Annotated in this window: 18 protein-coding genes; 15 read left to right on the top strand and 3 right to left on the bottom strand. The window is 64.9% G+C overall.

Annotation, left to right across the window (positions count from 1 at the left end; translation table 11 throughout):
• Positions 1 to 77: 77 nt before the first annotated feature.
• Together msrP and QHG62_RS02780 are read left to right on the top strand one after the other, a co-directional pair.
• Positions 78 to 1,088, top strand: coding sequence for a protein-methionine-sulfoxide reductase catalytic subunit MsrP (msrP, locus tag QHG62_RS02775; protein WP_281149304.1), 1,011 nt, complete (start codon positions 78 to 80; stop codon positions 1,086 to 1,088).
• A gap of 34 nt (positions 1,089 to 1,122) precedes the next feature.
• Positions 1,123 to 1,788 (top strand): sulfite oxidase heme-binding subunit YedZ, encoded by a 666-nt coding sequence (locus QHG62_RS02780; protein ID WP_281149305.1) that lies wholly within the window; start codon positions 1,123 to 1,125, stop codon positions 1,786 to 1,788.
• Between the two features lie 24 nt (positions 1,789 to 1,812).
• Here the strand turns inward: QHG62_RS02780 and lysA are convergent, their stop codons facing one another.
• Together lysA and lptM are read right to left on the bottom strand one after the other, a co-directional pair.
• Positions 1,813 to 3,093, bottom strand: coding sequence for a diaminopimelate decarboxylase (gene lysA, locus QHG62_RS02785; protein ID WP_281149306.1), 1,281 nt, complete (start codon positions 3,091 to 3,093; stop codon positions 1,813 to 1,815).
• On the bottom strand, positions 3,090 to 3,368 hold the full coding sequence (gene lptM, locus QHG62_RS02790) for an LPS translocon maturation chaperone LptM (RefSeq protein ID WP_281149308.1): 279 nt from the start codon (positions 3,366 to 3,368) through the stop codon (positions 3,090 to 3,092). Before lptM ends, lysA begins: the two co-directional genes overlap by 4 nt.
• A 12-nt stretch (positions 3,369 to 3,380) precedes the next feature.
• On the opposite strand from lptM, the gene cyaY reads away from it, so the two are divergent.
• On the top strand, positions 3,381 to 3,713 hold the full coding sequence (cyaY, locus tag QHG62_RS02795) for an iron donor protein CyaY (protein WP_281149309.1): 333 nt from the start codon (positions 3,381 to 3,383) through the stop codon (positions 3,711 to 3,713).
• Between the two features lie 12 nt (positions 3,714 to 3,725).
• On the opposite strand, the gene QHG62_RS02800 is transcribed toward cyaY, so the two are convergent.
• Entirely contained in the window at positions 3,726 to 6,134 is a 2,409-nt protein-coding gene (locus QHG62_RS02800) for a penicillin-binding protein 1A (RefSeq protein WP_281149310.1), read from the bottom strand.
• 238 nt (positions 6,135 to 6,372) lie between these two features.
• On the opposite strand from QHG62_RS02800, the gene QHG62_RS02805 reads away from it, so the two are divergent.
• From QHG62_RS02805 to QHG62_RS02860, 12 genes are read left to right on the top strand one after another with little or no spacing between them, the layout of a single operon-like run.
• Entirely contained in the window at positions 6,373 to 7,452 is a 1,080-nt protein-coding gene (locus tag QHG62_RS02805; RefSeq protein WP_126745805.1) for a pilus assembly protein PilM, read from the top strand.
• Complete coding sequence (locus QHG62_RS02810; RefSeq protein ID WP_281149311.1) at positions 7,449 to 8,069, top strand: PilN domain-containing protein; 621 nt, start codon at positions 7,449 to 7,451, stop codon at positions 8,067 to 8,069. The genes QHG62_RS02805 and QHG62_RS02810 overlap by 4 nt, the downstream gene beginning before the upstream one ends.
• 7 nt (positions 8,070 to 8,076) lie before the next feature.
• Positions 8,077 to 8,757 carry a type 4a pilus biogenesis protein PilO gene (locus QHG62_RS02815; RefSeq protein ID WP_281149312.1) on the top strand — a complete coding sequence of 227 codons (681 nt, stop codon included), beginning with the start codon at positions 8,077 to 8,079 and terminating at the stop codon, positions 8,755 to 8,757.
• Entirely contained in the window at positions 8,754 to 9,296 is a 543-nt protein-coding gene (locus QHG62_RS02820) for a pilus assembly protein PilP (RefSeq protein ID WP_281149313.1), read from the top strand. Before QHG62_RS02815 ends, QHG62_RS02820 begins: the two co-directional genes overlap by 4 nt.
• Entirely contained in the window at positions 9,293 to 11,434 is a 2,142-nt protein-coding gene (pilQ, locus tag QHG62_RS02825; protein WP_281149314.1) for a type IV pilus secretin PilQ, read from the top strand. Before QHG62_RS02820 ends, pilQ begins: the two co-directional genes overlap by 4 nt.
• 23 nt (positions 11,435 to 11,457) lie before the next feature.
• The gene (locus QHG62_RS02830; RefSeq protein ID WP_281149315.1) at positions 11,458 to 12,006 is read left to right on the top strand and encodes a shikimate kinase; all 549 of its coding nucleotides are present in this window, start codon (positions 11,458 to 11,460) and stop codon (positions 12,004 to 12,006) included.
• A 31-nt stretch (positions 12,007 to 12,037) separates the two neighbouring features.
• The gene (gene aroB, locus QHG62_RS02835) at positions 12,038 to 13,150 is read left to right on the top strand and encodes a 3-dehydroquinate synthase (protein WP_281149316.1); all 1,113 of its coding nucleotides are present in this window, start codon (positions 12,038 to 12,040) and stop codon (positions 13,148 to 13,150) included.
• Between the two features lie 22 nt (positions 13,151 to 13,172).
• Entirely contained in the window at positions 13,173 to 14,303 is a 1,131-nt protein-coding gene (locus QHG62_RS02840; RefSeq protein WP_281149317.1) for a deoxyguanosinetriphosphate triphosphohydrolase, read from the top strand.
• Positions 14,300 to 15,562, top strand: a complete 1,263-nt coding sequence (locus QHG62_RS02845; protein WP_281149318.1) for an MFS transporter — start codon at positions 14,300 to 14,302, stop codon at positions 15,560 to 15,562. Before QHG62_RS02840 ends, QHG62_RS02845 begins: the two co-directional genes overlap by 4 nt.
• Positions 15,559 to 16,131 carry a DUF1415 domain-containing protein gene (locus QHG62_RS02850; RefSeq protein ID WP_281149319.1) on the top strand — a complete coding sequence of 191 codons (573 nt, stop codon included), beginning with the start codon at positions 15,559 to 15,561 and terminating at the stop codon, positions 16,129 to 16,131. Before QHG62_RS02845 ends, QHG62_RS02850 begins: the two co-directional genes overlap by 4 nt.
• Complete coding sequence (locus tag QHG62_RS02855; RefSeq protein ID WP_432445575.1) at positions 16,128 to 17,012, top strand: class I SAM-dependent methyltransferase; 885 nt, start codon at positions 16,128 to 16,130, stop codon at positions 17,010 to 17,012. Before QHG62_RS02850 ends, QHG62_RS02855 begins: the two co-directional genes overlap by 4 nt.
• A 28-nt stretch (positions 17,013 to 17,040) precedes the next feature.
• On the top strand, positions 17,041 to 17,736 hold the full coding sequence (locus tag QHG62_RS02860; RefSeq protein ID WP_281149320.1) for a transposase: 696 nt from the start codon (positions 17,041 to 17,043) through the stop codon (positions 17,734 to 17,736).
• Positions 17,737 to 17,805: the final 69 nt, after the last annotated feature.

Below are 17,805 nucleotides of genomic sequence, written 5' to 3' on the forward strand. Positions count from 1 at the left end.
CAGCGATTGTGCGTAACCGGATCAGGGAATTGCTCGAACTACCCTGAGCACAACGATTCACGCGAAAGGCCATCACCATGTCGTTCCACTCCCGCCCGCAGGGTCGCAACAGCGGTTTCATCCATCCGCTCTCGAGCGAGATCACGCCGCGCGCCATCTACGAAAGCCGGCGCGACCTGCTGAAGCTGATGGCGGGCGGGGCCGCCGGTGCCGCGCTGGCGAGCTTTGCCGGACGCGAGGCCTTCGCCCAAGCCACCGGTCCGCACAAGCTGGCGCTGCTTCCTGGCGCCAAGTCCGCCGTGCCGGGCGCGCAAACGATGGAAAAGCTCACCGACTACAAGGACGCGACGAGCTACAACAACTTCTATGAGTTCGGCACCGACAAGGGCGATCCGGTCAAGAACGCGGGCACGCTGAAGACCCGTCCGTGGACGGTGGAAGTCGAGGGGCTGGTCAAGAAGCCCGGGAAGTACGGCATCGAAGACCTGCTGAAGCTCAGCGCGCAGGAAGAGCGCATCTACCGTCTGCGCTGCGTCGAGGGCTGGTCGATGGTCATTCCGTGGGTGGGCTACTCGCTGGCCGAACTCATCAAGAAGGTCGAGCCGCAGGGCAACGCCAAGTACGTCGAGTTCGTGACCCTGGCCGACCCCAAGACCATGCCTTTCGTCGGCTCGCGCGTGCTCGAATGGCCGTACACCGAGGGCCTGCGGATGGACGAGGCCATGCATCCGCTCACGCTGCTGGCTTTCGGCATGTACGGCGAAGTGCTGCCCAACCAGAACGGCGCGCCGGTGCGCATCGTGGTGCCGTGGAAGTACGGGTTCAAATCGGCCAAGTCGATCGTGAAGATCCGCTTCGTCGAGAAAGAGCCGAGCACGGCCTGGAACAAGGCCGCAGCCCAGGAATACGGCTTCTACTCGAACGTGAACCCGAACGTCGACCATCCGCGCTGGAGCCAGGCCACCGAGCGGCGCATCGGAGACGGCGGCGGGCTCTTTGCCAAGCGCAACAAGACGCTGATGTTCAACGGCTACGAAGCCCAGGTCGGCCAGCTCTATGCCGGCATGGACCTGAAGAAGAACTATTGAGCCCGAGCCTGCCTCGCCATCCAGCCTTTGCACCATGAACAAGCTGCTCATGCATCCGGCGGCCAAACCGGTGGTCTTTCTGCTGTGCCTGCTGCCGTTCGCGTGGCTGACCTACGGCGCATTCACCGACGGACTTGGCGCCAACCCGGCCGAGTTCCTGATTCGTGCAACGGGCGACTGGACCTTGCGCTTCATCTGCATCGTGCTGGCCGTGACGCCGCTGCGCGTGATCACCAAAACGAATGCGCTTGCACGTTTTCGCCGCATGCTGGGGCTCTTTGCGTACTTCTACGTGGTGGTGCACCTGCTGTGCTACAGCTGGTTCGACATGGGCTTCGAGTGGGCGGACATTGCCAAGGACATCGCCAAGCGGCCGTTCATCCTGGTGGGGTTTTCGGCCTTTGTGCTGCTGACGCCGCTGGCCGCTACCTCGTTCAACCGCGCCATCAAGGCGCTGGGCGCAAAGCGCTGGCAAATGCTGCACAAGCTGGTCTACCTGATCGCCGGCCTCGGCCTGCTGCACTTCTTCTGGATGCGCGCGGGCAAGAACAACTTTGCCGAAGTGTTCGTCTACGCAGCGATTGTTGCGGTGCTGCTTGGGTGGCGCGTGTGGAACTACGCGAGCAAGCGCAAGCCGAAGCCCTCGGCAGGCACCCGCGGCAGCGGCGAGAAGTCGCTGCGCAGCAGCAGCGCCGGCTGAGGCCGCGCTGCCTGCCGACGCGGATCAGCCCTCGATCTGCTCGCTGCGCAGTTGGTCTTCCATCGTCTCGCGGCGGCGGATCAGCGTGGCGCTCTGGCCGCTCACCAGCACTTCGGCGGCCCGGCCGCGCGTGTTGTAGTTGCTGGCCATGCTCATGCAATAAGCGCCGGCCGACAGCACGGCCAGCAGATCGCCGGCCACCACATTGAGCGCCCGGTCGCGCCCGATCCAGTCGCCGCTTTCGCACACCGGGCCGACAACGTCGTAGACCGGCGCGCTTCCGGCTCGGATTCGTAGCGGCACGATCTTCTGGAACGCCTGATACATCGCGGGCCGCGGCAGGTCGTTCATTGCCGCATCGACGATGCAGAAGTTCTTGTCTTCGCCGGGCTTGGTGTAGAGCACCTCGGTCACGCACACGCCCGCGTTGCCGACCAGCGAACGGCCGGGTTCGATGACCAGCTTGCGGCGCCCGAAGCCGCGGGCGTCAAGCCGCGCGAGCAGTTGCTGCCAGAGGGCATCCGCCTTGGGTGGCACCTCGCCGTTATAGTCGATGCCCAGGCCGCCGCCAAAATCCAGGTGATGGATCGGCACCCCGGCCGCCTCGATGGCCTCGACCAGGTCGAGCACGCGGTCGCATGCGTCCAGGTACGGCGAAGCTTCGGTGATCTGCGAGCCGATGTGACAGTCGATGCCCACCACCTCGAGCCCCGGCAACCTGGCTGCGTGGCGATAGGCCTCGACTGCGCGGTCGTGGGCGATGCCGAACTTGTTGCCCTTCAGGCCGGTGGAAATGTAGGGATGCGTCTTCGGGTCGACGTTCGGATTGATGCGGATGCTGATGGGCGCGCGGCGGCCTTCGGCCAGTGCCACTTCGTTGAGCACGTCGAGCTCGGCCTCGCTCTCGACATTGAAGCAGGCAATGCGGGCGGCGAGCGCCTGCCGCATTTCGGCGCGGGTCTTTCCAACGCCCGAGAAGATGATTTTTGCCGGATCGGCGCCAACGGCCAGCACGCGCGCCAGTTCGCCGCCCGAAACAATGTCGAAGCCGCAGCCCGCATCGGCGAACACGCGCAGCACGCCAAGCGACGAATTCGCCTTCATCGCATAGCAGATCAGGGCTTCGCGGCCCTCGAAGCCGCGCTGGTAGGCCGCCAGCGCGTCCAGCATCCATTGCTTCGAATAGACGAACAGGGGGGTGCCGTGTTCGCGGGCGAGCGCATCCAGGCTCAAGCCCTCGACGTGGAGCGCGTCGCCGCGATGGGCAATGTGCGGGTGGCCGGGAAGGAGGGGGGCGTTCGTCACTTCGGCACTCCGGGACTGGTGGCATTGCCGGTTGCTGGAGCAGGCGCACTGGCGGCTGCAGCGGGCGCTGGGGCCGCTTCGGCATCGGCAGCACGCGAACCGCCAGGCGTAAGCAACTGAGGCAGTGTTGCGCGCTGGGCAGCCGCCGGATCGGTCGGTAGATAGAGCGGCCCACGCTGACCGCAAGCGGCCAAACCGCCCGCCGTCGCGGCAAGGCAGACCATGAGCGCAGCGCGGCTGGAGGCGCTCACTAGAATTTGACGAACATTCAACATAACGAAATTGTAATGACCGACTCCGAATACATGGACCGAGCCGAAGCCGCGCTTGCCGCCATCGAGCAAGGCTGCGACCGCATCAACGATGCAACCGATGCCGACATCGACAACCAGCGGGTGGGCGGGATGATCACGATTTCTTTCAGGAACGGAAGCCAGTTGATCGTGAACCTGCAAAAGCCGCTGCAGGAAATCTGGCTGGCCGCGCGCTCCGGCGGCTATCACTACCGCTTCGACGGCAAGACCTGGGTCGACACCAAGACGGGCGAGGAATTCTTCGGCAACCTGTCGCGCGAGGCAAGCCTGCAAGCCGGGCAGCCGCTGGAGTTTGCGGCCACCTGACTCTCAATGCCGTCAGTTCCTGAAGAGATCGAGAATGCGATTGCGTTCTTCAGGCGGCGGAGGCGGGCTCACCGGCACGCCGCTCAGTGACTCCGCAGGCGGTGTGGCAGGGGTGTCCACACCGAGGCTGGAAACCCCGCGGCCCGGCGCGTAGTCGTCGTAGTACCACTCGCCGCCAACGCTCACCACGCCAGACGGAGGCGTGGTGGAGAGATCGGTCACGGGCACGCCCTTGATGGCGGTTTCCATGTAGTTGATCCAGATCGGCAGGCTCAAGCCGCCACCGGTTTCGCGGTCGCCCAGGTTGCGCGGCGTGTCGTAGCCGATCCAGGAGATGGCGGTCATCGTCGGCTGGAAGCCGGCAAACCAGGCGTCGAGCGAGTCATTGGTGGTGCCGGTCTTGCCGTAAAGGTCGGGCCGCTTCAGCATGGCCTGCGCCTTGGCTGCCGTGCCGGCGCGCGTGATGGATTGCAGCAGCGAATCCATGATGAAGGCGTTGCGCTGGGGAATGGCGCGGATCGTCTCGTTGAGCAGCGGCGGCTGCTTGTCGACCAGCACCTTGTCCTTGTGGTCGGTGATGCGGGTCACAAGGTACGGATTGACGCGGTAGCCGCCGTTGGCAAACACCGAGTAGCCCACGGCCATCTGCATCGGCGTGACCGCACCCGCCCCCAGCGCCATCGGGAGATAGGCGGGATGCTTGTCCTTGTCGAAGCCGAAATTGGTGATCCATTCCTGGGCGTAGCGGGTGCCGATGGATTGCAGGATGCGAATCGACACCAGGTTTTTGGACTTCATCAGCGCGGTGCGCATCGACATGGGGCCGTCGTAGCCGCCGCCGTAGTTCTTGGGTTCCCACGGCTGGCCACCCGTGGTGCCGGCGTCGAAGAAGAGCGGGCCGTCGTTGATCACCGTGGAAGGCGTGAAGCCCTTTTCGAGCGCCGCTGAATAGATGAAGGGCTTGAAGCTCGAGCCCGGCTGGCGCCAGGCCTGGGTGACGTGGTTGAACTTGTTCTTGCCGAAGTCGAAGCCGCCCACCAGTGCCTTGATGGCGCCGTCGCGCGGATCCATGGCGACGAAAGCGCCTTCCACTTCGGGCAGCTGCGTGATTTCCCAGGTGTTCTTCGGCGTCTTCACCACGCGGATCACTGCGCCACGGCGAATCTTGATGTTGGGCGGCGCCTTGTCGGAAAGGCCGGATTGCGCCGGCTTGAGGCCTTCTCCGGTGATCTGCACCGGGTCGCCATTGCCGCGAACGGCAGAAATTTCCTTCGCGTTGGCCTTGAGCACCACGGCAGACATCACGTCGCCGTTGTCAGGATGGTCGGTCAGCGCGTCGTCCACCGCTTCGTCGAGCTCCTTGGGATCGTTGGGCAGGTCGACGAATTTCTCGGGGCCGCGGTAGATCTGGCGCCGCTCGTAGTCCATGATGCCCTTGCGCAGGGCCTTGTAGGCTGCGGCCTGGTCGGCGGCCACGAGCGACGTGTACACCTTGAGCCCGCGCGTGTAGGTGCTGTCGCCATACTGGGCATACATCAGCTGGCGCACGGTTTCGGCCACGTACTCGGCGTGCAGGCGGTTTGGGTCTGCCGCGTCGCGCAGGTGCAGCTCTTCCTTCTTGGCCTGGGCTGCCTGTTCGGCCGTGATGAAGCCCGCGTCCTGCATGCGGTCGATCACATAGAACTGGCGCCCGCGCGCCCGCTGCGGATTGTTGACCGGGTTGTTGGCGCCCGGTGCCTTCGGCAGGCCGGCCAGCATTGCCGCCTCGGCAATGGTGAGGTCTTGAAGGGGTTTGCCGAAATAGGCTTCCGAAGCCGCGGCAAAGCCGTACGCCCGGTTGCCCAGGTAGATCTGGTTCAGGTAGATCTCGAAGATCTGGTCCTTGGTAAGCAGGTGCTCCAGCTTGAAGGTCAGCAGCACTTCGTAGATCTTGCGGGTCAGCGTTTTTTCGGAGCTCAGGTAGACGTTGCGCGCCACCTGCATCGTGATGGTCGATGCGCCCTGGCTCTTCACGCGGTTCATGTTCGCCAGGCCCGCGCGCACCATGCCCTTGTAGTCGACGCCGCCATGGTCGTAGAAGCGCGTGTCTTCGGCGGCCAGCACCGCGTCTTTCACCAGCTTGGGAATGGCCGCAATCGGCGTGAGGTTGCGGCGCTCCTCGCCGAATTCGCCAATTTGGATGCCTTCGGCCGAGAAGACCCGCAGCGGCAGCTTGGGCCGGTAGTCGGACAATTCGGAGATGTCTGGCAGGTTGGGGTAGGCGACGGCGAGCGCAACCGCGACAACGCAGAGCACCGCAAGCACACAGGCCGCGGCAATGCCGAATCCCCAGGCCATGAAGCGCAGCAGCCATTTCAGCCAGGCTGGTCGTGTGGAAGAGGGGGTCTTGGCTGGCCCTTTGGGGCGTGAGGTTTCTTGCATGTGGGCCCGGAGAATCACCTGACATTATAAAAAGCCGCCCTCTTGCCGAGGGGTGAACTTTGGCGCATCGTTGCGGGCTAAACCAAAAGTTACTGAATGTGGCGCCAACGTCAGCTTTTGACAACGGTCCCGGGGCTTGAAGCCCGCCGTTGCTTGGTTGCCGGTACGCCTCCTGCTAGCATGCAACCGAACGCAATTTTTTCCATTGGTTACAAATGCAGGGGTAAAGGGACCTAACTTGGCTGCTTTCGGATCATTGTTTCGTCGTCAGAACGCCCCCATGCTCGGCTTGGACGTCAGTTCGTCCAGCGTCAAGCTGGTCGAGCTCGGCCGTGAGGCCAGCGGCAAGCTGGTTCTGGAGCGGTGCGCGATCGAACCCCTCGAGCGGGGCTGGATCACTGACGGCAACGTCGAAAAGTTCGATGAAGTGGCTGAAGCCGTCCGCCGCGTCGTGCGCAAGAGCGGCACCCGCACGCGCAACGTGGCGCTGGCTCTGCCCCCCTCGGCCGTCATCACCAAGAAGATCATTCTTCCAGGCGGCATGAGCGAGCAGGAACTCGAGCTCCAGGTCGAGTCCGAAGCCAACCAGTACATTCCCTTTTCGCTTGACGAAGTCAGCCTCGACTTCTGCGTCACCGGGCAGAGCGCAGCCTCTGCGGGCGATGTCGAAGTGCTCATTGCGGCGTCCCGCAAGGAAAAGGTCCAGGACCGCGAAGGGTTGGCCGAAGCTGCCGGCCTGAAGGCGATGATCCTGGATGTGGAGTCTTATGCATCGCGCCTCGCAACCGCCCGCCTGATCGAGCAACTGCCAGGCAAGGGTCTCGATGCGGTCGTGGCGCTTTTCGAAGTAGGCGCTTTCACGACCAGCATGCAAGTGCTGCGCAACCAGGAAGTGCTGTACGACCGCGACCAGGCTTTCGGCGGCGCCCAACTCACCCAACTGATCGTTCGTCAGTACGGCTTTTCGGCCGAAGAGGCCGAAGCCAAGAAACGCAGCGGGGATTTGCCCGACGACTACGGCTCCAGCGTGCTGAAGCCGTTCGTGGAAAGCATTGCACAGGAAATCGCGCGCGCATTGCAGTTCTTCTTTACCAGCACGCCGCACAACCGTGTCGACTACGTGCTGCTCGCCGGCGGTTCGGCCTCTCTGCCGAGCCTGACCAGCGCCGTCACGCGCCAGACCTCTTTCGCCTGTTCGCTCGTGAATCCGTTCGACGGCATGGAGATGGGTCCCAATATCCGTGAGAAGAAGGTCCGGCGCGAGGCGCCCTCCTATCTGACCTCCTGCGGTCTTGCCATGCGGAGGTTCGTGCAGTGATCCTCATCAATTTGCTTCCGCATCGCGAAGCTGCGCGCAAGCGCCGGCGTGAGGCGTTCTATGGCACCCTGGGTGCCGCGGCAATCCTTGGCGGCGTGATCGCGGGCCTCGGCTTCCTCTGGTTCGAGGCGCAAATCTCGGCCCAGCAGGCCAAGAATAATTTCTTGAAGACAGAAATCACCAAGCTCGACGCCGAGATCAAGGAAATCTCGACGCTGCAGGATGAAATTGCAGCCTTGCGTGCGCGCCAGCAGGCGGTTGAAGACCTTCAGGGTGATCGCAACCTGCCGGTGCACCTGCTCAATGAACTGGTTCGCCAGCTTCCTGACGGTGTCTATATCACCAGCATGAAGCAGGACAACCAGACTGTCACGCTGCAAGGCATGGCGCAGTCGAACGAGCGCGTTTCCGAGCTGCTGCGCAACCTGGGCAACAACAGCCCGTGGCTGGTCAAGCCCGAGCTGGTCGAAATTACTTCCGCAACAGTGAGCCTCAGCCAGCGCGACCAGCGCCGCGTGGCGAACTTCACGATGCGCATCGGCCTCAAGCGGCCGACCGACGCGCAGAAGGCCGCGGCCGACAAGGCCTTGGCCGCAGCGGCGCAAGTCAAGGGGTAGACGGATCATGGCAAGCAATCGCCCCTCTCAGAAGATAGACGTGGCCGCCGCGCTGCGCGGTTTCGGTGACCAGTTCCGCAACCTCAATCCGAACGATCCGGCCAGCTGGCCGCCGGTGCCGCGCTATGCGCTGTGCCTGGCGGTGACGGCGCTGGTGCTGGTCGGCCTGTGGTTCGTGTGGCTCACCAATTCGAATGACGAACTCGAAAGCGAGCGCGCCAAGGAAGTGACGCTGCGCGCGGACTATCAGAAAAAGGTCGCTCTGGCCGCCAACCTCGACCTGCTGAAGAAGCAGCGCGAGCAGGTGCAGCAGTACGTGACCCTGCTCGAGAAGCAGCTGCCGAGCAAGGCGGAAATGGACGCACTGCTGTCCGACATCAACCAGGCCGGCCTCGGCCGCAGCCTGCAGTTCGAACTGTTCCGCCCGGGGCAGGTTTCGGTCAAGGACTACTACGCGGAGCTGCCGATCGCCGTGCGCGTGACCGGCCGCTACCACGACATCGGCTCGTTTGCCGCCGACGTTGCGGGCCTCTCGCGCATCGTGACGCTGAACAACCTGACGATCGCTCCGCAAAAAGACAAGGACGGCACCCTCACGATGGATGCCACGGCTCGCACCTACCGTTATCTCGATGACGAAGAGCGCGCAGCCCAGAAACGCGCTGCGGCGCCAAAGGCGAAGAAATGAGGACGATCGCCAAACTCCTGTGGCTGGTAGCGGCCGCATCGGGCTTGAGCGCCTGCGCCGATTCGGAGCAGCAGGACCTGCGCCAATGGATGGTCGAGCAGCGCGCACAGGTGAAGCCCAATGTGCCGCCGATCACCGAGCCCAAGAAATTCACGCCCCAGGCCTACACCGAGGGATCGGCGTTCGAGCCGTTCAACTTGCTGAAGCTCACGCAGGCCCTGCGCCGCGAATCGAACCAGCCGAGCACGTCGGAGCTGATCGCGCCTGAACTGGCGCGTCGCAAGGAAGCGCTCGAAGCCTTCCCGCTCGACTCGATGGCCATGGTCGGCAGCATGAACCGCAACGGCCAGCCAGTGGCGCTGGTTCGTGTCGACAAGCTCCTCTACAAGGTGCGCGTCGGCGAGTACCTGGGGCTCAACTACGGGCGCATTACCCGTATCAACGAAACCGAAGTCGCCTTGCGTGAAATCGTGCAAGACGCCGCCGGTGAATGGATCGAACGCGTGGCGACATTGCAGCTGCAAGAGAGTGCGAAATGAATCAGAAAAAATCAACAATGGCACAGCGGCTGCGAGCTGCCGGGCTGGGTCTGCTGGCATTCGGTGCATTTGCCATGGCGCATGCGCAAAACGCCATCGAAGCGGTGACCAGTTCGACGCAATCCGGCGCCGAGGTGATCCGCATCGACCTGGCCCAGCCGCTCACGGCGGTGCCGACCGGCTTTGCCGTTCAGACGCCGGCGCGCATTGCGCTTGATTTCCCGGGCGTTACCAATGCCATCGGCCGCTCCGCCATCGAGGTGAACCAGGGCAACCTGCGTTCCGTCAATGTGGTCCAGGCCGGCGAGCGCAGCCGCGTGGTGCTGAACCTCAAGCAGGCAACTGCCTACAAGGCCGAGATCCAGGGCAAGTCGCTGCTGGTGATTCTCGAGCCGGTGGCCGGTACGGCGCTGGCTTCGTCCACGCCCACCGTGTTTGCCGAAAACCGCAACCGCGACACGCTCCCGCTGCGCGACGTCGACTTCCGCCTCGGCTCGGACAACACCGGCCGCGTGATCGTCGACCTGCCGAACAACCAGGTGGGCGTCGATGTGCGCCAGCAGGGCAAGAACCTCGTCGTCGAATTCACCAAGTCGACGCTACCCGAGGGCCTGCGCCGCCGGCTGGACGTGGCCGACTTCAACACGCCGGTCCAGCTGATCACGTCGCAACAGTCGGGCGACCGCGTTCGCATGACGATCGAGGCCAAGGGCGACTGGGAGCACAGCGCCTACCAGAGCGAGAACCAGTTCGTCGTCGAAGTGCGTGCCCGCAAGGTCGATCCGACCAAGCTGACGCAAGGCGTGGGCTACAACGGCGAGAAGCTCTCGCTGAACTTCCAGAACATCGAGATCCGCTCGCTGCTGCAGGTGATTGCCGACTTCACGAACTTCAACATCGTGACTTCCGATTCGGTCACCGGCGCGCTGACGCTGCGGCTGAAGGACGTGCCGTGGGACCAGGCCCTGGACATCATCATGCAGGCGAAGAACCTGGGCATGCGCAAGAACGGCAGCGTGCTCTGGATTGCGCCCAAGGATGAAATCAACGCCAAGGAAAAGCTCGAGTTCGAAGCCAAGGCCGCAATCGAGAACCTGGAGCCGCTGCGCACCCAGTCGTTCCAGCTCAACTACACCAAGGCAATTGCGATTGCCCAGGGCCTGACCGGCACCGGCGCTTCGTCGGGTGGTGGTGGAGGCTCCGGCACGACCACCCGCATCCTGAGCCCGCGCGGCAGCGTGATCGCCGAGTCGCGCACCAACCAGCTGTTCGTTTCCGATGTGCCGTCGCGGCTTGCACAGGTGAGCGAATTGATCCAGAAGCTCGACATTCCGGTTCGCCAGGTGCTGATCGAAGCGCGTATCGTGGAAGCTTCGGACACCTTCGGCAAGTCGCTCGGCGTGCGTCTGGGCGGCGGTATCTCCCGCGAACGCGTCGCGTCGGCCAACGGCAGTCCGGCCTACGGCACCTTCGGCGTGATGCCCACCACCACCACCGGCGGTGTCGGCGCCGCAGCAGCCACCTGGACCAACTCCAACTTCATCAACCTGCCTGCAGGCGATGCCGGCGGCACCGGCAATTCGCCCGGTACCTTCGCGATCTCGCTGTTCAACTCGAGCTTGTCGCGCATGCTGAACCTCGAGATCTCGGCGCTCGAAGCCGACGGCAAGGGCAAGCTGGTGTCCAGCCCCCGCGTCATCACGGCCGACCAGACGAAGGCGCTGATCGAGCAGGGCGAAGAAATTCCCTACCAGCAGGCCACCTCCAGCGGCGCAACCTCGATCTCGTTCCGCAAGGCGGTGCTGAAGCTCGAAGTGACGCCCCAGATCACGCCCGAAGGCAACATCATCCTGACGCTGGACGTGAGCAAGGATGCCCGCGGCGTCAACACCTCGGCAGGCCCGGCCATCAACACCAAGCACGTGCAGACCGAAGTGCTGGTCGAGAACGGCGGCACGGTCGTCATCGGTGGTATCTTCGAACTCACCGAAACCAATGACGAATCGCGCGTGCCGGTGCTGGGTGAAGTGCCCTACCTGGGTGCACTGTTCCGCAAGCGCGAACGCGTTGCCAACAAGACCGAAATGCTCGTCTTTATCACTCCGAAGATGATTACCGACCGCAACGCCGCGCGCTGACGCGCGGGCGTAGCAGCCACCGCGTGGCGGTCGCACTCGTCGGGTTGCCCGGCGCCGGTAAATCCGCAGTGGGGCGGCGCCTTGGCGCCCGCCTCAATCTTCCGTTCGTCGATACCGACCACGTGATCGAGCAGCGCATCGGCTGCTCGATTCGCGATTTCTTCGAGCGCGAAGGCGAAACGGCCTTCCGGGATCTCGAACAGAACGTCATCGCGGACCTCTGCGTGCAGCCCCACGGCGTACTTGCCACGGGCGGGGGTGCGGTCCTCCGGGAGGCCAATCGCAAGCAGTTGCGGGACCGCTTCTACGTGATCTACCTGCGCTCTTCCCCCGAAGACCTCTTTCGCCGCTTGCGCCATGACGTCAAGCGGCCCCTCCTGCAGGTGGCCGATCCGCTCGGGCGGCTGCGCGAACTGCACGATGCGCGCGACCCGTTCTACAGGGAAACGGCCCACGACGTGGTCGACACGGGCCGCCCGTCGATCGCCATGCTGGTGAACATCATCGTCATGCAGCTGGAGCTTGCCGGCATTGTGGAGCCGGGGGCGCACCCTGAAGAACCCACTGGCTGAGCCGCCGGCCCGCAGCGCCTAAACTCGCTGCATGCCTTTGCCCGCACCTTCCGCCCCGCCAGAACGCGTCGATATCCAACTCGGCGAGCGCAGCTACCCCATCCTGATTGGCGCCGGCCTGCTTGGCGACCCGTCGAGCTTTGCCGCAACGCCCGACGCTGCGAGCGCGCTGATCGTCAGCAACACCACCGTGGCGCCGCTCTATGCCAAGGCGCTGCGCGCCGTGCTGGCCGGCCGTTTTCGCACCGTGCACCTGCTCGAGTTGCCTGACGGCGAGGCGCACAAGAACCTGCAGACCCTGAACCTGATCTTCGATGCGCTGCTCGGCCACGGCAGCGACCGGAAGACCGTGCTGTTCGCCCTGGGCGGCGGCGTGGTGGGCGACATGACGGGCTTCGCCGCCGCCAGCTACATGCGCGGCGTGCCGTTCGTGCAGGTGCCAACCACGCTGCTGGCGCAGGTCGATTCGTCGGTGGGAGGCAAGACGGCCATCAACCACCCGCTCGGCAAGAACATGATCGGCGCGTTCTATCAGCCGCAGCTCGTGGTGTGCGACCTGGGCACGCTGCAGACGCTGCCGCCGCGCGAGCTGAGCGCGGGCCTGGCCGAAGTCATCAAGTACGGCCCGATCCACGACATGGCGTTCTTCGACTGGATCGAGGCGAACATCGATGCGCTGGTGGCGCGCGAGCCGGCCGCGCTGGCCTATGCCGTCAAGCGCAGCTGCGAGATCAAGGCGCTGGTCGTGGGGCAGGACGAGCGCGAAACCGGGCTGCGCGCCATTCTCAACTTCGGCCATACCTTCGGCCATGCGATCGAGTCGGGCCTGGGCTACGGCGAATGGCTGCACGGCGAAGCGGTCGGCTGCGGCATGGTCATGGCGGCGCAGCTGTCGCAGCGCCTCGGCGGCGTCGACGCGGCCTTTGTGGAGCGGCTCACGCGGCTGATCGAACGCGCCGGCCTGCCGACCGTCGGCCCGGCACTGGGGGCCGACCGGTACCTCGAACTCATGCGGGTCGACAAGAAATCCGAAGCCGGCGAGATCCGCTTCGTGGTCATCGACAAGCCGGGCTCCGCCGTGGTCAGCAGTGCGCCCGATGCGCTGGTGCGCGACGTGCTCGCACAGTGCTGCAGCGCCGGATGAGCGCAGCGCCAAGGGTGCGCCGATGAACCTTGCGGCCTATGCCTGCCACCCCTCGCGGTCGCGCGGGCGCCGCCATGCCGAGCCGCCCGCGCCCACGCGCGATGCCTTCCAGCGCGACCGCGACCGCATCGTGCATTCCACCGCGTTCCGGCGCCTGGTCTACAAGACGCAGGTGTTCCTGAACCATGAAGGCGACCTGTTCCGCACCCGGCTCACGCATTCGCTCGAGGTGGCGCAGCTTGGTCGCTCCATCGCGCGCGCCTTGTGCCTCAATGAAGACCTGGTGGAGGCCATTGCCCTGGCGCACGACCTCGGACACACGCCGTTCGGCCACGCCGGGCAGGACGCGCTCAACGCCTGCATGGAAAGCCACGGCGGCTTCGAGCACAACTTGCAGAGCCTGCGCGTGGTCGATGCGCTGGAGCACCGCTATCCGCAGTACGACGGCCTGAATCTCAGCTTCGAGACCCGCGAGGGCATTCTCAAGCACTGCTCGCGCGCGAATGCCGAACGACTGGAGGCCGCGGAACCCAACGGCGTGGCCCGGCGCTTTCTGGACCGCACCCAGCCGGGTCTCGAGGCGCAGCTGTGCAACCTGGCGGACGCCATCGCCTACAACGCGCACGACATCGACGACGGCGTGCGCTCGGGGCTCATCAGCGTCGAGCAGCTCGCGGAGGTGGAACTCTTCGAGCGCTACCGCCGAGAGGCGCTGGCTGAACACCCCCAGCTTCAAGGGCGGCGCGTGCTCTACGAGACCATCCGGCGCATGCTGAGCGCCCAGGTCTATGACGTGATCGATGCCACGCGTGCGGCCATCGAGCGGGCGGCACCGGCCGATGCAGATGGCGTGCGGAACTCGCCACCGCTCGTTGCGTTCAGCGAAACCATGCAGGCACAGTCGGGAGCATTAAAGAGCTTTTTATTCCGCAATCTGTACCGGCATCCGCAGGTGACACAAACAACCGATCAGGCGCAGCAGGTCGTGCGGGAACTGTTCGATGCCTATCTCGAATGCGGCGCGGAAATGCCCGCTTCTTATGCCGATCGCCGCGACCGGCATCGGGCGGTGGCCGACTACATTGCCGGCATGACCGACCGGTTCGCGATGCGCGAGCATGAACGGCTCACGGGCCGGCGGGGCATCGGATGAGTTCGGTGGCTGCCGTGTCCGCACGCGTTCCTGCTGCTGCCTTTGCCGTTCTCCTGGGCGGGGTCAGCGCCGCGCTGCACCTGGGCAAGCTGCCGCCGGCCGTGCCTGCCCTGCAAGCATCACTGGGCATCGGCTTGGTCGAGGCGGGTTTCCTGCTGTCGCTGGTGCAGGTCGCCAGCATGACGCTCGGTTTGCTGGTCGGGCTTGCGGCCGACACCATCGGCTTGCGGCGCAGCATGCTCACCGGACTCGTTGTCTTGACGGCCGCCAGCCTGCTCGGCGGTGCGGTCGGAACCGGGCATTTCGGCAACGCGCATGCGGTGCGGTGGCTGCTTGTTCTCCGGGCCGCCGAAGGCATCGGCTTTCTCCTGGCCGTCATGCCCGGGCCTGGGCTGATTCGTGCATTGACGCCGTCCGGTGCGGACAAGGCGGCTCTGGGCTTGTGGGGCGCGTACATGCCGCTCGGCGTGGCGCTCGCGCTTCTGCTGGGGCCGGCGTTGATCGCATGGGGCGGGTGGCCTGACTGGTGGTGGTCGCTGTCACTTGTTTCGGCGGCTGCGGCGTCCTGGCTGTGGCTGGCCGTACCCGCGGACGGCGCTCGTCCTGCTGCGGCGGTCGGCATGGCCGGAGGATGGTCGTCGCGGTTGCGCGCAACCGTCGGAGCACGCCCGCCCTGGATCGTCGCGCTGACCTTCGCGGTGTATTCCGCCCAGTGGATGGCGGTGATCGGCTTTCTTCCAGCCATTTATGCCGGTGCGGGCGTGCCTGCCGGCTGGAACGCGGTGCTCACCGCAGTTGCGGCGGCCATGAACATCGTCGGCAATGTCGCGGGCGGGCGCTGGCTGCAGCGCGGGGTTTCTCCCGAGCGTTTGCTGCAGCTGGGCTTTGGCGCGATGGCGTTGGGCGGCGTCGCGGCCTTCGCGCAGGTGGGGCAGGGCGCCGACGCGCTCGGCTTGCCGCCGGCGCTGCGCTATGCCGCAGTCTGCGTCTTTTCATTGGGCGGAGGCATGGTGCCGGCAACGCTGTTCCTGCTCGGAGTTCGCATGGCGCCTGGGCCCTCCACCGTCTCGACCACGATCGGGCTCATGCAGCAAGCCTCCTCCCTGGGGCAGTTTCTGGCTCCCCCGGCTGTGGCCTGGGTGGCTCACCGGGTCGGCGGGTGGCATTGGACGTGGACTGCCACGCTGGCATGCTCGCTGGCCGGCATGGCCATGGCGCGGCACCTGGGACGAATACGCCTTGCGGCGGCAGTGGCATGACCGGCGCGGCGACAATCGAGGCCGTGCAGGCCGAAGCCGACACCCGGCGCTGGCTCGAGCGCGCGGTGATCGGGCTCAACCTGTGCCCGTTCGCCAAGGCGGTTCATGTGAAGGCGCAGATTCACTACGCCGTGTACCTGCCGGCGGATGAGGCCGCGCTGATCGAAATGCTTCTGGCCGAGGCCAATGAACTCGCCGCGCTCGATGCTTCCGTGCGCGACACCACCTTGCTGATAGCACCCAATACCTTGGCCGATTTTCTGGACTTCAACGATTTCACGGCTCGCGCTGAACGCAAGCTCGTCCGAGCGGGGTTCGACGGCGTATTCCAGCTCGCGAGCTTTCATCCGCAGTTCCAGTTCGGCGGCACCGAACCGGACGACATCACGAATGCGACCAATCGCGCGCCGTACCCCACGCTGCACCTGCTGCGCGAAGACAGCGTGAGCCGAGCGGTCGAGGCGTTTCCCGAAGCCGAAGCCATTTTCGAGCGCAACATCGAGACGCTCGAAGCGCTTGGCCCCGCCGGGTGGGCTGCGCTCGACGTGGGCCCGGGGAGTGCCCGATGATGAATGCACAAGCTACCAAGAGCGTGAAGACCGCAAAGGCTGCAAAGGCCGAAACCGAGTTGTCCGAGGTTCTGCGCCCGGGCCAATCCGTCGAGCTCCTGAAAGAGCTGCACATCCTCACGCGCGAGGGCCGGCTCAATCAGGATTCGCGGCGCAAGCTCAAGCAGGTGTACCACCTGTTCCAGTTCATCGAGCAACTGCTGCGCGAACTGCCGGATGGCGGCGCCCAGGCCACGCTGGCCGACCATGGCGCTGGCAAGTCGTACCTCGGCTTCATCATCTACGACCTGTTCTTCCGCGCCCGCCAGGGCGGGCACGTCTACGGCATCGAGACGCGCAGCGAACTGGTGGAAAAATCGCGCGCGCTGGCAAGGCAACTCGGCTTCGACCGGATGTCGTTCCTGAATCTCACCGTCGCCGAATCGGCGAACGCGAGCGAACTGCCGGAGCGGATCGACGTGGTCACCGCACTGCACGCCTGCGACACCGCCACCGACGATGCGATTGCCTTCGGCCTCGCGAAGAAGGCGCGCTGCATGGTGCTGGTGCCGTGCTGCCAGGCCGAAGTGGCCGCCTGCCTGCGAGAGACCAAGGCGCTTGCCTTGTCCCGCACGCCGCTCGCGGAGTTATGGCGCCATCCGCTGCACACCCGCGAAATCGGCAGCCAGCTGACCAACGTGCTGCGCTGCCTGTATCTCGAGGCGAACGGCTACAGCGTTACTGTCACCGAGCTGGTGGGCTGGGAGCACAGCATGAAGAACGAACTGATCCTTGCGCGCCACACCGGGCAGCGCAAGGCCGCCGCAGCCGCCCGGCTGGGGGAGTTGCTGGCGCAGTTCGGTCTTGATGCCCTGGGCGACACGCGCTTTCGCCTGAGCTGAATCCGCGAGAGCGCGCCGCCTCAACCCCATGGCCCGTCTCCCCCGTCTCACGCTGGCCGACATGCCGCACCACGTGATCCAGCGCGGAAACAACCGCCAGGCGATCTTTGTCGACCGTGCGGACCATGAGCGCCTGCTTGCCCTGTTGGCCGACAACGCCGTGCGATTCGGCATCGCGCTGCACGCCTATGTGCTGATGGACAACCATTTCCATCTGCTGGCAACGCCCGGTACCACCACTGGACTGCCGCAGTTCATGCAGGCGGTGGGGCGCAGCTATGTGCGCTACTTCAACGACCGCCATGGCCGCAGCGGAACCTTGTGGGAGGGGCGCTACAGGTCCACGCTGATCCAGACCGATCGTTACCTGCTGACCTGCATGGCGTACATCGACCTCAACCCCGTGCGGGCTGGCATGGTCGTGGACGCGCGCGACTTTCCCTGGTCCAGCTATGGGCACTACGCGGGTTTGCGGCATGACAAGCTGCTCACGCCGCATCCGCTGTACTGGGAATTGGGCAACACGCCCTTTGCCCGCGAGGCCGCATACGTCGAACTGGTGCATGCGGGCGTGCGATCCGCCGACCAGGGCGCTCTTACGGAAGCCACGTTGCGCGGGTGGGCAGCCGGCGATGCCGATTTTCTTGCTTCCCTTCAAAAATCGACCGAGCGGCGCGTGACCAAGGCCAAGGCTGGCCGTCCGCCAACTGCGTCCACTTCCTGAGCTCTGGCGCGTGATCGGCCGCGCCGTTTGGGCCTGCTGCTGCTCTTTTAATCTGTCCCTTATTTAATT

Origin of the sequence: Variovorax paradoxus (assembly GCF_029919115.1) — a bacterium.
GTDB lineage: Bacteria > Pseudomonadota > Gammaproteobacteria > Burkholderiales > Burkholderiaceae_C > Variovorax > Variovorax paradoxus_O.

Excerpts from the sequence above, each read along its gene's own strand:
- msrP (WP_281149304.1), top strand. The coding sequence starts at position 78 with ATGTCGTTCCACTCCCGCCCGCAGGGTCGCAACAGCGGTTTCATCCAT.
- QHG62_RS02780 (WP_281149305.1), top strand. The coding sequence starts at position 1,123 with ATGAACAAGCTGCTCATGCATCCGGCGGCCAAACCGGTGGTCTTTCTG.
- lptM (WP_281149308.1), bottom strand. The coding sequence starts at position 3,368 with ATGTTGAATGTTCGTCAAATTCTAGTGAGCGCCTCCAGCCGCGCTGCG.
- cyaY (WP_281149309.1), top strand. The coding sequence starts at position 3,381 with ATGACCGACTCCGAATACATGGACCGAGCCGAAGCCGCGCTTGCCGCC.
- QHG62_RS02800 (WP_281149310.1), bottom strand. The coding sequence starts at position 6,134 with ATGCAAGAAACCTCACGCCCCAAAGGGCCAGCCAAGACCCCCTCTTCC.
- QHG62_RS02815 (WP_281149312.1), top strand. The coding sequence starts at position 8,077 with ATGGCAAGCAATCGCCCCTCTCAGAAGATAGACGTGGCCGCCGCGCTG.
- QHG62_RS02820 (WP_281149313.1), top strand. The coding sequence starts at position 8,754 with ATGAGGACGATCGCCAAACTCCTGTGGCTGGTAGCGGCCGCATCGGGC.
- pilQ (WP_281149314.1), top strand. The coding sequence starts at position 9,293 with ATGAATCAGAAAAAATCAACAATGGCACAGCGGCTGCGAGCTGCCGGG.
- aroB (WP_281149316.1), top strand. The coding sequence starts at position 12,038 with ATGCCTTTGCCCGCACCTTCCGCCCCGCCAGAACGCGTCGATATCCAA.
- QHG62_RS02840 (WP_281149317.1), top strand. The coding sequence starts at position 13,173 with ATGAACCTTGCGGCCTATGCCTGCCACCCCTCGCGGTCGCGCGGGCGC.
- QHG62_RS02845 (WP_281149318.1), top strand. The coding sequence starts at position 14,300 with ATGAGTTCGGTGGCTGCCGTGTCCGCACGCGTTCCTGCTGCTGCCTTT.
- QHG62_RS02850 (WP_281149319.1), top strand. The coding sequence starts at position 15,559 with ATGACCGGCGCGGCGACAATCGAGGCCGTGCAGGCCGAAGCCGACACC.
- QHG62_RS02855 (WP_432445575.1), top strand. The coding sequence starts at position 16,128 with ATGATGAATGCACAAGCTACCAAGAGCGTGAAGACCGCAAAGGCTGCA.
- QHG62_RS02860 (WP_281149320.1), top strand. The coding sequence starts at position 17,041 with ATGGCCCGTCTCCCCCGTCTCACGCTGGCCGACATGCCGCACCACGTG.